Annotated in this window: 7 protein-coding genes; 1 reads left to right on the top strand and 6 read right to left on the bottom strand. The window is 45.6% G+C overall.

What is annotated here, in order from left to right:
* Positions 1 to 306: 306 nt before the first annotated feature.
* From ACRRU2_RS27705 to ACRRU2_RS27690, 4 genes are all read right to left on the bottom strand, one after another.
* Positions 307 to 4,515, bottom strand: a complete 4,209-nt coding sequence (locus ACRRU2_RS27705; protein ID WP_432506619.1) for a DUF4855 domain-containing protein — start codon at positions 4,513 to 4,515, stop codon at positions 307 to 309.
* A gap of 871 nt (positions 4,516 to 5,386) precedes the next feature.
* Positions 5,387 to 6,826: a catalase KatA gene (gene katA / locus ACRRU2_RS27700; protein ID WP_432506617.1), complete on the bottom strand. Its 1,440-nt coding sequence runs from the start codon at positions 6,824 to 6,826 to the stop codon at positions 5,387 to 5,389.
* A 634-nt stretch (positions 6,827 to 7,460) separates the two neighbouring features.
* Positions 7,461 to 8,786, bottom strand: coding sequence for a pyrimidine-nucleoside phosphorylase (locus tag ACRRU2_RS27695; protein ID WP_331700763.1), 1,326 nt, complete (start codon positions 8,784 to 8,786; stop codon positions 7,461 to 7,463).
* Positions 8,787 to 8,853: 67 nt separating this feature from the next.
* A complete protein-coding gene (locus ACRRU2_RS27690) occupies positions 8,854 to 10,029 on the bottom strand; it encodes a phosphopentomutase (protein WP_432506615.1) in 1,176 nt (391 codons plus the stop codon).
* A gap of 134 nt (positions 10,030 to 10,163) precedes the next feature.
* Here ACRRU2_RS27690 and ACRRU2_RS27685 point away from each other — a divergent pair, with 134 nt between their 5' ends.
* The gene (locus ACRRU2_RS27685) at positions 10,164 to 11,543 is read left to right on the top strand and encodes an MATE family efflux transporter (protein WP_331700761.1); all 1,380 of its coding nucleotides are present in this window, start codon (positions 10,164 to 10,166) and stop codon (positions 11,541 to 11,543) included.
* Positions 11,544 to 11,639: 96 nt separating this feature from the next.
* Here ACRRU2_RS27685 and ACRRU2_RS27680 read toward each other — a convergent pair whose 3' ends face one another.
* Both ACRRU2_RS27680 and ACRRU2_RS27675 read right to left on the bottom strand, forming a co-directional pair.
* Positions 11,640 to 12,467: a sugar phosphate isomerase/epimerase family protein gene (locus ACRRU2_RS27680; protein WP_432506613.1), complete on the bottom strand. Its 828-nt coding sequence runs from the start codon at positions 12,465 to 12,467 to the stop codon at positions 11,640 to 11,642.
* A 30-nt stretch (positions 12,468 to 12,497) separates the two neighbouring features.
* Positions 12,498 to 13,469: a Gfo/Idh/MocA family protein gene (locus ACRRU2_RS27675; protein WP_432506611.1), complete on the bottom strand. Its 972-nt coding sequence runs from the start codon at positions 13,467 to 13,469 to the stop codon at positions 12,498 to 12,500.
* Positions 13,470 to 13,606: the final 137 nt, after the last annotated feature.

Here is a 13,606-nt window from a genome sequence, read left to right as displayed (position 1 = left end):
TTAAATACGAGGGACGGTTGCCAGCGAGGCTATTTCGGTTGTTTTAACCGATTCTAAAATTTAACGGTTGCCATGAGCGTTATTTCGTCAATTTGCGAAGAAAACAGTTGTTTTTGCGTTATTAAGCGCGATGGCAACCGTTAGAAATTTTATTGCCTTGTTTTCACACGTATAACGTTTGCAGCAACCATTAGAAAACGCCATTAGAAATTATCATTAGATATCCCGTAAAAAGCTGCATTTAGATATGCCGAGTACAGGTTGACATTAGATATCATTGTTACACATTGTCACTAGATATCACCATTACAAATGTGCAAATTGTAACACGCGGTACAGCACTGCTGCTGCTTCTGCGCGGCTTGTTTCGCCTTGCGGCTTCAAGTAACCGTTTGAGCCGTTAATAAAACCATGCTCAATCATTGCCGCAACGCTGTTTGCTGCATATCCTGCTACTTTGTCAGCATCTTTATATGCATCAATTTCGTCAGAAACAGACTTACCTTTAATATATCCTGCCTTTTGCAGCGCTCTATCCATCATCACCATCATATCCTGACGGCTAATATTCGCTTTAGGAGCGAAATGATTAGCGTCAACGCCGGATACGATGCCAAGTGCACGGGCAACGGATACTGCCTCGTAGAAGTAGTCGTTTTCCGATACATCCGCAAAGGAGGAAGCTGCTTCCGCCTTCAATCCAAGCGTGTTAACCAACATCACCAGAAAGTCAGCGCGTGTTACACGATTACCCGGAGCGAATGTGCCCTGAGCTGTATTCGTTCCTTTTACAATGCCGCGTTCTGCAAGCTCTTCAATCGCTGTGCGCGCCCATTCATGAGCTCCCAAATCAGTAAAGTTTGCCGGCTGGGCAAATCCGACAGCATAATTTCCATTATGCGAGATCGGGAAACTTACTGTTTTTGCTGCAGCATCGTACTTCACGCCGCCGATCATTTTGAGCTTGCCGTCAGCTGTAACTTCATATACGCGAACCTTCTCAGCTCTTTCGTTGCTGCCAAGAACGTAAGGCAATGTCACTATTGCAAGCTTTGCAGCTTTATTCCATTCAACTGCCTCGCCATTGACGAGAAGCTGAGCGGCTACGGCCGGTCTGCTGCCCACAATAGCTGCTGCTTGTTCCGCATTAACGCTTCCTTTTATATCTGAAAGGATAATCGTAAGCTGCTGGTCAGAAGTATTCCTCAAAGCATTGCCAGGCAAATCAATATTTCCGGCTGGCGTTTCGACATGATACATAACATTCGGCTCATTTGCCGCTGCAGCTGCCGGAATAGTAATCGCATAAGAAGCAGCATTGCCGTTCTTCTTCAGTACGACTATAATATGCTTCTTGCCTTTCGCATCCGCTTTCGCTTTAGACAAAGCCGTGTTCAAATCTGCAGCCGTAATTGCTGCAGCCGCCGTGCCGTTTGCTCCAATCGTAGTATCCAGCTCAGCCTTCATCGAACCGTTTGACTGTTCATTGAATTTATCGGGTACCGTAATAATCGGCCCGCCTCCGCCGCCAGGAGGAGTAACATATTTCTTGTATTCAAAAGTTACGGTTTCCGCCTCTGTCATACCTTCCGTTTCAATTTCAACCGTATAAACGCCTTCTACTTCTCCGACAAGCGTAAACTCAAGCACAAATCGGCCTTCATCATTAATAATCGTACTGCCGGTAAATTGGATATCACCTTTCGGGTCTTTAACAGCAATGTCAACATGCTCAGCTTCATTGCTCATCGCCAAGCCCGTAATTGTCACTTTCTTTGTTTTGGCGTCTATAGCTGTCTCAATACCGTCCAGCACCTTGCTGCTAGGCGTAAATGAAGTATCATAAGCCGCCAATTCATACAGCGAGAAACCGTACCCGGTCGCTCTATGAATCCCGTTCATTTTCAAATATTGGCCTTGCACAGGCTCAAAAGTATAGATATTAACATATTGATCTGCGTTAAATTTATCTGTGCCATCCACTATAATAGGGGTCCAATCAACGCCGTTATTTGAGATCAGCAATTGATATTCGCTGGCACGGGCAAACTCCCAGTTGGCAAGGATTGTATCAAAGGTTTTAGTTTCGCCAAAATCGACCTGCAGCCACTGATTGTCTGAAGTTTCGCTTGCCCATCTTGTAGCCGATACTCCGTCAAACGCTTTATCTGCGCCAAGATGTGCCGCTTCTACAGAGGAGGCTTTTGCCGGTTTGTTCTCGGCAATATTGTCCAGCTGTGACAGCACTGCATTTTTCAAAAACTTATAAGCTTCCTTGTCTAAATGGTTTTCCTGATACACCTTGTCAAGCTGGCTGTTGAACTGCTTCAAGTAATTTAGCGCTTCAGTGGCATTGCTCGCTTCATTGCGCTTCATCATCTCAAGCGTATTTTTCATAATGCTGCTTGCTTTGATGTCCTTAAGCTTATTTTCATTGACATATTGTGTTACTTTGTCTATCAAACGGTTCGCGCCGTATTCAACCTCTACAACAAAATAAGTAATTTTAGCTTCGGTTCCGGCAGCTGTTATTTCCAAGGCATGCTTGCCAGGCTTATCTGTCAAATCAATTTCTGAACCTTCTGTATACGGTTTGTCATTGAATTTGGCTGTTACTTTTACAGATCCTTCTTCAACTTCCTCCGCAAGTTTCCACGTAAATTTCAGCTTCGTCTGGTCAGATACTTTCGTACCGCTTTGGAACGGCTCGCCGTTAAGCAGAACTTCAACTTCAGGCGGAGCTGCATCCTGCACCTCGTATTGCCCCTTCGTATATTTATACAGCCAATCATACAAAATACGAGTAGAAGGGTCCGTGCTTATAGCAGCATCATAGACAGCGTTATTGCCTTGGTAATAGGCATTAAAGCCTTCATTCATCAATCCTGTGGTAACGCCCATATTCAAATATTCGATATACCGTTTGCGGAATACAGCATCATTGATCATTCGGTCATCGAACTCAATCTCAAGCGACATGCCGTAGCGCTTCGCCATGTCAGCCGCTGCTTGCAGACGCGATGGATCCAGCTGCTCGAAAAAGTAGTTTGGCTGCAGGTTCACTGCATCAATTCCTACATCCTGCCACATAAACTTTTTATAGGCCAAAGAATGTGGAATCCAGAAAAACTTCAAGTCACCTGCTTGTTTATGAATATAATCACTTACAACACTTACCATTTTCGGACCGGTGCTGTCTGTGTCGATTTGCTCCTCCAGCCAATAAAATCCTGAAAACTCCAAATGGCTGAACTGGGCTTCTTCAAACATGCTGAGCGCTTCGTCAATATACCACTCTATCGCTTTGGCACGGTTTTCAATAGATTTCTTATGTCCAACTTTACTGATGCTAAAATCAAGGTTTTCACCGTTTACTTCTCCGAAGTTGCTTTGATAAGCACCCGGTTCCGGGATCATAAGTACGACTTTTGTTTTGTGATCAGGATCATTCAGCTTTCCGGCAACTTCTGCTGTTGCAGCATTAAGCTCATGCAAATCGCTGTTTACTTCACCGTTCTTTTTAAGCGTTTTGTCCAGATACCATTGCCAATCAGCTTTATTTGCCTTCTCAGACGCTGCCGCAAATCCGCGGACGTCTCCGTTTGCATATGAAGCCAAACCCAAAATCAGTACACCGTCAAACAGCCAGTCCTGCGGCTCTCCCTGCTTATCCACATAAGCAATATTAGGAATTAATCTTTTTTTGTTCCAGTCGCCTTTGTTTGGCGTCAAGTCCCAATTCGTATCCTCATAATATCCGTTATACAACAGGCCCATATGTTGAATTCCGCCTGTGGTGGACTTTCCCGGCTGCAGAAACTCATTGCCGATAAAGCTGCTCAATTCCCCAGCATCCTCTTGCTCTGTGTCATAACCGAAAATTTCAATTTCATCGATCATGCTCATCGCTCTTGAATGCAAGGAAAAGATCACTTTAATATATCGCGCATTTATTTTGCCTTCCGTATAAGCTTGGCGAGGCACATTCAGAAACTCCGGCATATCGTCATCCGAAAGCTGCGGCTCCGGTGCACCATCCCACTTGAATTCCTCGATATATTTGCCGTCCTTCCACAACGTTGTAAGTGCGTTATGCGAAAGTACCTGCCATTGCTCCTGATCATTCGAAGCCATAAACGATACCGTTAGCGGAATCAGCACATTGCTGCCGCCTCTCGAAGCTTCAGGCCAATCCTGCAAAAAGTTAGCGGTTACTTTTTCAACTGCTTTCGAAGCGCCCAAATCAAAAATAACTTCACGGTAGTCGCCATACTGATGGCCTACCCAATTGCCTTTAATCAATGTCTCGGTTCCACGCAAGCCGTCAGTCAATGCTTTATCTTCATCTGGATACTGAGCGAGCGGTTCCTTCGACCATGTATACGTGCTTTCAGGGGCCAAGTTTTTCACTCCGCTTTGCTCCTCATCGCCCTCCGCAGCATAGGCAGCCGGAACGAAGGACAATAGCATTGCCGCAACTACGATTAGAGAAATCCAGCTTTTCTTGGTCTTCATTACTTCATCTCTCCTTCATAAATAGTTTACATGTAAGGCAAGGATAATTAATGTCCTTATTTTCAAATAAAACGCTTTCTTTTTTTAGCCTCCTAACTTTCTTCACAGCATGCGCTGCAAAGAAAAATTGTTCTTACTGTAACATTAAAAAAAATACAGCCTGTTTCAAAGAGATAAATCATTACATTCGTATACAATTGTTTACTTCTCCGAAATCGACAAGCTTGCCTGACTATTTCATCGCTAAAATCCAAAAATGATGCTAAAAAACACATCGATTCTTCCAATTTTATTACTATTGTCAAAAAGTCCTGCGATTGTCAGGCTGTTGAAAAACCGCAACAAGTACTTTGCAACAATGGCAAACTCTGTTTTGCGAAACAAGTACTCACGCGCGCTGAGCTAACTGTATTTCCTGTACTTAGTTTGAAGAAATTTGGCCTTTTAGTGATTCTAAAGGGAAAAACTGCCTTTAGTTTGACGGAATTCGCAGGATATAGGGGGACTCAATAAAACTAGATACATGAAATACATCTAGAATCGTTTATTCAGCAAAAAATGAGAATCTAGATGCACAAAATGTACTTAGTTACCGCGAGCACGGATGTAGCACTTATCCATTCTACATTGCATACTTTTTCAACAGCGAGGATTGTGCAGAATTTATATGCAATCCCCCCACTTTTTTTTGCGCACTCGTTTCGTCCCTCCAACCACAACAACACGAACGGGTAACCAGTCTGACCAACTATATTAAGGGTTACCTGCTTAAATCGCGCTGCCAAAGTTGCGTTATAGATGCTTACAAATACAAAAAATGACCCTCGCTAAAGGGTCATTCTTTGCCTGTCCAAGACAGTATATAATTCCTTTACAATCCCAAGCCATCAGCAATGCGCTGGCCCAATTCAGCATCTGCTTTGCGCCAATGCTCAATTTGGCGAAGCTTGATATCGACGCGCTCAACCGGTGACATTGCCGCTACAATATTTTCTACAAGTCGTGTTTGTTCATCAGCGCTCATTAAGCGGTACAGATCGCCCGGCTGTGTATAATGATCATTATGATCATAAGCAACGCTCGCGGCTTCTCCTGTAACTGCAAATGGCGTAGTCTTATGCTGCGGAGACTCCTGCGGGCCGTCGTAGCTGTTAGGCTCATAATAGACGGAGCCTCCGCCATTGTTGTCCGCGCGCATTGCGCCATCACGCTGATAATTGTTGACCTCTGCTTGAGGGCGATTGATCGGCAAGCTATTATGGTTTGCTCCTACGCGGTAGCGATGCGCATCTGAATAGGCAAACAGTCTGCCCTGCAGCATCTTGTCCGGAGAAGCTTCAATTCCCGGCACGAAGGAGCCTGGGGAGAACGTAGCCTGCTCCACCTCTGCAAAGTAATTTTCCGGATTGCGGTTCAGCACCATCCTACCAACCTCGATAAGCGGATAATCCTTTTGCGACCAAACCTTGGTGACGTCAAATGGATCAAAGCGATACGTATTGGCATCTTGCTCGGGCATAATTTGTACGCATAGCTTCCAGGAAGGAAAGTCGCCCTTCTCAATAGCGTTAAATAAGTCCTCCGTATGGTAATCTGGATTCTCGCCCGCAAGCTTGGCGGCAAGCTCTACATCCAGATTTTTAACGCCCTGCTCGGTTTTAAAATGGTACTTGACCCATACAGCCTCCCCTTGAGCGTTAACCCACTTGAACGTGTGGCTGCCAAAGCCGTGCATATGTCTGAATGTTGCCGGGATTCCGCGGTCAGACATCAATATTGTAACCTGATGTAGAGATTCGGGCGATAGCGACCAGAAATCCCATACCGCATTCGGATTTTTCAAGTGAGTTTGCGGGTGGCGCTTTTGTGTATGAATGAAATCTGGAAATTTAATCGCATCGCGAATAAAAAAGACAGGCGTATTATTGCCAACCAAATCGTAATTTCCGTCTTCCGTATAAAATTTCACAGCAAAACCGCGCGGATCTCTAACCGTATCCGCAGACCCAAGCTCACCTGCTACAGTGGAAAAGCGTATAAATAAAGGTGTTTTCTTGCCAACCTCAGATAAGAAGCTCGCTTTCGTATAAGCCGACAAATCATTCGTCACCTCAAAATAGCCGTGAGCACCTGCGCCCTTGGCATGCACGACGCGTTCCGGTACGCGTTCTCTGTTAAAATGAGCCAATTTCTCTAGCAGATGCACATCCTGGATTAATGTCGGGCCTCTTGAGCCTGCTGTTATCGAATTTTGATTGTCGCCTACAGGAGCGCCCCAGCTCGTCGTCAAATGCTTTTTGTCTGTACTCAATACGATCACCTCAATTAGAATTATTATAAATTAGCAATACCTTAATGATAACAATTATTATTTATAAGTCAATTACTAATTAATAATTATTATAAATAATACAATTGTTTATTAATTCCAAGCCTGTCCTTATTATTTGTATGACTCGTTGGACAAAGGTATGTCAGAATATTGATGTGGCAGGAGATGACTTTCTGTTCTAACGAACACCCTCCCATGGAGGGTGTCGATTAATTGTGAGCAACGATTGATACGTTGCTCCTAATCCAAATAGATCGCTCCCCCTAGCTGGTCAGTCGTTCCGTTATTACATCCAAAATCGCAGTTTTGAGCTGGTAAAGTGACAGACGTTCCGTTATTAGCTAAAGAATCGTAGAAAAAGTCCCGTTTAGAGCCAAATAGCGGAACGTGTGACCGCGAAATTTAAAAAATGACAGTTTTAAGCCCAATAGCGGAACGTGTGACCGTTTAGATTGTTTAAGAAGGATAAACGGCTCCGCCGTCCTTTGGACAGGCGCGTTTACCGATGAAATATAGGAACAGGTATAAGATGAAAACATATACTTTCCTATATTTTAATAAAAAAGCACCAGTTATTTGCTGCTGATCGCAAATAACTGGTGCGCTGTAAATTTTAAAATCGCTTTTCTTCGGCGGACGTAACGATGCCATAAACGAGCTTGGATGTGGCCGGCTGCTCTTCTGTCCATTCGTATGCCGCAAGCACCATTTCCTCTGCTTGCTGCAGGCTGTCCTCGCGGTTTGTATAGAGCTCTGCCATGCATTCTCCCTGGCTGACGGCGTCGCCAACCTTCTTACGGAGCATAATGCCTGCACCATAATCGATAATGTCATCCTTGGTCGCTCTGCCTGCGCCCATAATCATTGCAGCAAGTCCTACCTGCTCAGCTTCAATGCGTCCAACATAGCCATTCTTTGGCGCTAATACTTGACGCGTTATGCTTGCCTGAGGAAGCTTGCCTGGATCCTCCACTACGGCGGCGTCGCCTTGCTGCCAAGCAATCATTTCGCGAAGCTTTGCAAGTGCAGCGCCGCTGTCAAGCACCTCCTGCATGCGGCGTTCACCCGCTTCAGCGCTGTCAACAACCTGAGCAAGCTGCAGCATTTGACCGCCAAGCACAATGCAAAGCTCCTGTAAATCCTGCGGACCCTTCCCTTGCAGCGTCGCGATCGCTTCCTGTACCTCAAGCGTATTGCCAACAGCATAGCCAAGCGGCTGATCCATGCTCGTAATGACAGCTACCGTCTTGCGTCCGACCTGCTCGCCTATAGAAACGAGGGTATGCGCCAATTCAAACGCATCCTCAATCGTTTTCATAAATGCGCCGCTGCCTACTTTGACGTCAAGCACGATAGCATCAGCGCCTGCCGCTATTTTTTTGCTCATAATGCTGCCTGCGATCAAAGGAATGCTCTCAACTGTTGCGGTAACATCACGCAGCGCATACAGCTTCTTGTCAGCCGGTACGAGATTTCCCGTCTGGCCAACAACAGCCACGCCGATTTTATTAACCGCTTCGATAAACTGCTCCGCATTCATTTCAATATTGAAACCGGGAATTGCCTCCAGCTTATCCAGCGTGCCTCCTGTATGCCCAAGCCCTCTGCCGGACATTTTTGCCATCGGCGCTCCGGCCGCCGCTACCCATGGGCCGAGCACAAGCGTCGTCGTATCTCCAACTCCGCCTGTACTATGCTTATCCACCTTCGTTCCCTTAATGCCGCTTAAATCAAATTGATCGCCAGATTGCACCATAGCCATCGTCAATTCAGCTGTTTCCTCTGTGTCCAGGCCTTGAAAATAAATCGCCATATTCAGCGCAGACGCCTGGTAATCAGGAATGGCTCCCTTTGTATAGCCATCGACAAAAAAGTGAATTTCTTCCTTGCTCAGCTTTCCCCCATCGCGTTTTTTGGCAATAATATCATAAGCTCTCATATCACTCATCCTTCCCAGTATCTTGGAATACTAGCCTTCACTTGTATTAGCACGAATAAGCTGAGAATTATTTGAGCGCATCAAGAAAGGATTCGCCGTTGCCGGTGGAAGCAACATTGAAATTATGCGCCAGCAGCGCCGCTAAATCAGAAAAAGTTGCTCGCACGCCCAGAGAATCTGGCGCTTGCAAAGATGGGCTGTACGCTATTAGGGGCACATATTCACGCGTATGGTCTGTACCCTTGAAGGTCGGGTCATTGCCATGGTCAGCTGTTATAATTAGCAAGTCTTCCTCGCCTATTTGCTTCAATATGCGCGGCAGCTGCTCATCAAATTGCTCTAACGCCTTGGCATAGCCTGCCGGATCGCGGCGATGGCCGTATAACGAATCAAAGTCTACCAGATTGGTAAATAACAAGCCGTTGAAAGGCTGTGAAAGAAATTCGATCGTTTTTTCAATTCCGTCCATATTGCTTTTGGTAGAGGTTGTCTTTGTTACGCCTTCCCCGTCAAAAATATCATTGATTTTGCCCACAGCAATGACATCATAGCCAGCATCCTTCAGCTTGTTCATCATCGTTGGCGCAGGCGGCTTGAGCGCATAGTCGTGACGATTCGGCGTTCTCTCGAACTGGCCTGGCGTTCCCTTATAGGGGCGGGCAATGACCCTGCCTACACGGTAAGGCTCCTCCAACGTTATTTCACGGGCAATTTCACACGCCTTGTACAATTCATCAAGCGGGATAATATCCTCATGGGCTGCAATTTGCAGCACGCTATCCGATGAGGTATACACGATCCACGAACCTGTTTTCATTTGCTCCTCGCCATATTCCGCAATTACCTCCGTGCCGGAGGCTGGCTTATTGCACAGCACCTTGCGGCCTGTCGCCGCTTCAAAGCGATCAATCAGCTCGCTCGGAAATCCTTCGGGAAATACGTTGAAGGGCTCTGTAATTTTCAGCCCCATAATCTCCCAATGGCCTGTCATTGTATCCTTGCCAGAGGAAACCTCTTGCATTTTACCGTAATAAGCTTGCAGATTGTCTACTTTATGTATTCCCTTTATCGGAGCTATCCGTCCTAGTCCGAGCTTCTCCATATGAGGCAATGAAAAACCCGGTACTGCTTCAGCTATATGACCCAGCGTATGAGCGCCAGCATCACCAAAAAGCTCAGCATCCGGTTGTTCACCTATCCCTACACTATCAAGAACAATTATGCACACTCGTTTGAATGTCATTTTTCAATCTCTCCAATCCTGGTAGAATGAGCAGCTGTTGTATATGCATTAAATTATAACAATTTATAACCAAAAAATCAGCAGCAGGCGCTTTTGTAGTGTATAATGTAGCTTTATGGATGGAGGGAAACAGGTTGTATCACGCTCAATCAACGAAAGACAAAATAAAGCTTTTCCTGCTCATCATGTGGCCAATTCTCATTACGCAGGTAGGCTACAATGCGATGGGATTATTCGATACGATTATGTCCGGCAAATACGGTACCGATGATCTTGCGGGAGTTGCGATCGGTTCAAACCTGTGGATGCCGGTTTTTGTCGCGATCAATGGTGTTTTGCTTGCCATTACGCCGATTATTTCCCAGCTGGTAGGCGCCAAAAAGCAGGAGCAAATCGCTCCTTCCGTTACACAAGCGCTGTATTTAGCTTTTTTTATTAGTATTGGCGTCATTGCAGCGGGTATCTTTCTAGTCGATCCTGTGCTGATGCTTATGAAGCTGGAAACGAACGTGCATTATATCGCCAAGCAATATTTAATTGGTCTATCTTTTGGCATTATTCCGTTATTTTTATCCTGCGTTATTCGCAATTTTTTTGACTCGCAAGGACATACATGGATTACGATGTTTATTATTCTAATTGCCGTTCCTTTTAATATCGTGCTTAATTATTTTTTGATTTATGGAAAATACGGCTTTCCCGAGCTGGGCGGCGCAGGCGCAGGCTACGCGACAGCTGCCACCTATTGGTTTATACTTGCCATGAGTATATTATTGACTTTTCTTGTAGAAAAAATGAAGGTGCACAAGCTGCTTCTTTCCTGGCCCAAAATTTCCTTGCGCGCCTGGAAGTCGCAGCTAGCTATCGGCATCCCAATTGGTCTGTCTGTATTTTTTGAAGCCAGCATCTTTTCTCTGGTCGCTTTGTTCATGGGCTCTATGTTTGATACAACGACCATTGCTGCGCATCAGGCGGCTGCAAGCTGGTCAGGCATGATGTTTATGATACCGTTAAGCATCTCAATGGCGCTTACCATTCTCGTCGGCTTTGAGGTTGGAGCAAGGCGCCTGTCACATGCAAAAGCCTACAGCAAGATCGGTGTATTCTCCGCAGTTGGCGTCATTGGAACATTAGCAATTATATTATTTTTTAATCGCGATATCGTTTCCTACTGGTTTACTGACTCATCGGAAGTCGCCTTGCTGGCACAGCAATTTTTAATCTTCGTTATCTTTTTTCAACTGTCTGACTCAGCACAAGCCTCCCTGCAAGGGGCACTTAGAGGATATAAGGATGTCACTTTGCCATTTATAATTGCGCTCGTCTCTTACTGGATTATCGGCATTCCGTTTGGCTATTTCCTTGCGGCGCGCACAGAGCTCGGTCCTTACGGCTTTTGGCTCGGTATTATTGCCGGTTTATCCTGCGCGGCAATCGGTTTTTTAATCAGACTGCGCTATATTCAGCGTACCTCACAGCAATCCGGCTCCATCGCAAAAACCGTCTCTGCATAGGCTCACCAAAAGGGGTCATCCCAATCAGTCATTTATAATGACGATAGGATGACCCTTTTCTAATCGATCTATTTTTCTATCAGAGTAAAAATATTTCTAGTTACCTGAAATGATCGCATTCAGCTGATTTGCTGTATCATATACAGCCTGATAAGAACTGGATTGATAGATGCCGATTTCGGCAGTAAGCGTATCTGTATACCCGAATTCCTTCAAAGCCTCGACAACCTTCCGCCAGTTCACATCGCCTGCCATTAGAGGCACAAAGCCGCCGCCATTGCCTACAGAGGTTTTGAAATCCTTCACATGGATTTTTGCAATTCGGCTGCCGAGAATTCGAATCCATTGTTCCGGAAAGCCATACAGCAAAATATTGCCCACATCGAAGTACACGCCAAGATTCGGTGAATTCAACTCATCTACGTAGCGCTTCATTTCTAGCGGCGAGAGAAGAAACTTATTCCATACGTTTTCTACTCCAATCTTAACGCCGCGCCGCTCCGCTTCCGGGATAAGCAGCTCCAGCTCGCGCTTGCTGTACTCGTAGCAGTCATCATAGGAAGAATCGCTATTAACCGTTCCAGGCACGACAAGTACCGTATCTGCGCCGATCCGCTCAGCAATTTCGAGCTGCTTCTGTACGATGGCACGGCCTCGTTCGCGAACACTGGCATCCGGTGAGGATAGCGGTGCTCCCCACAGCAGTCCCGTAGAAATGCTGCGCAGCTTAAGCCCCTGATCGGCAGCCTGCTTGGCGATAGCATCTGCCTCTGGCGGTGTTGTATCCATTGTGAACCCCGCTGGCGCACCAGCATCATACACATTTAACTCAACTGCATCAAAGCCTGCTTTTTGAGAAACTTCAAATACGGTTTTCAAATCTGTTCCTTCCGGAAAGCACCACTGGTTTACACCCTTCAACATTGTTACATTCACCGCCTAAATCATATATTATTATTTCAAGGCTACACCGCTGTTGCGCTCAGCAGATTCATTGAAGGCTAGCGTCAATGCAAGTGTAGCAGCCGCTTCCGCATAGCTGCCAAGGACAAGCTCCTGCTTGCCGGTACGTACTGCTTCTACAAAAGCATGATTTTGAGCAACGTAGAAGTCCGTACTACATGTATCTGTAATGTTCTGATTTTTGTCGCGAATCGTTAAGGAATGGATATTAAGCTCCAAGTAAAAATCCGGACCGTATACTTCGATTTCTCCATGATTTTTGTAGTTGGATACGCAAGTATTTATAAATGAGCCTACTGCACCGTTTTGCAGAGTAAATGCTACTGCGCCTACATCGTCAATAGTGGCATCCGCGTCAATATCACGAATGCTGCGCTGCGCGTAAAACGATTGCACCTGATCGAATTCTCCGAGCAAATAACGGATCAAATCGATTTGATGAGTCGATTGCTCGACATTTTGACCACCGGATTTGTCCTGCTGCGCAAACCATTTTGTAGGCGGAAGACCGCCGATGCGATAGCCGATAACCATATTGATTCTTTTACCTGCCAAATAAGCCTTGGCCTTTTGCACGCTTTCAAGATAGCGCAAGCAATAGCCAGAGCTGTTAATAATGCCAGCTTCATCAATCGCCTTGCTGATACGGTTAACCGTGTCCATATCAAGCCCGATCGGCTTTTCTGATAAAAGATGGATGCCTCTTTGCGCTGCCGCAATTTCAGTGCTGCCTCTCGTAAATGGAGGCGTGCAGACGTAAAGTGCATCCACTTTGCCCGAATCCATTAGCGCCTGCTCGCTTGCAAATACTTCAGCACCGAATTTTTCGCCAATTTGCTTGGCTCGCTCTTCATTAAGATCATATACAGCTGTAAGCTCAGCCGTTTCAAGATCCTTCAATGTATTCATATGATGCTCAGCCATACCGCCTACACCTATAAAGCCAATTCTTACTTTTTCCACGTCGAGATCCTCCTCAAAATAACGCTTTTACTTATTTCTCTTCAAATGATAGTTCATATTTGGCTCTATGTATTCATTGAAATGGAGCTTTAATTTACGCAAAAAGACAGCCTCTTTACTCTAACGAAGATCAGGAG

Origin of the sequence: Paenibacillus sp. GXUN7292 (assembly GCF_050864975.1) — a bacterium.
In the GTDB taxonomy this organism is placed as follows: Bacteria; Bacillota; Bacilli; order Paenibacillales; family Paenibacillaceae; genus Pristimantibacillus.
The sequence above is the reverse complement of the archived record's forward strand: the minus strand, read 5'-3'. Positions and strand labels throughout refer to the sequence as shown.

What these genes read in the sequence shown, in the direction of transcription:
- ACRRU2_RS27705 (WP_432506619.1), bottom strand. Translation starts at nt 4,515, where the DNA reads ATGAAGACCAAGAAAAGCTGGATTTCTCTAATCGTAGTTGCGGCAATG.
- ACRRU2_RS27695 (WP_331700763.1), bottom strand. Translation starts at nt 8,786, where the DNA reads ATGAGAGCTTATGATATTATTGCCAAAAAACGCGATGGGGGAAAGCTG.
- ACRRU2_RS27690 (WP_432506615.1), bottom strand. Translation starts at nt 10,029, where the DNA reads ATGACATTCAAACGAGTGTGCATAATTGTTCTTGATAGTGTAGGGATA.
- ACRRU2_RS27680 (WP_432506613.1), bottom strand. Translation starts at nt 12,467, where the DNA reads ATGTTGAAGGGTGTAAACCAGTGGTGCTTTCCGGAAGGAACAGATTTG.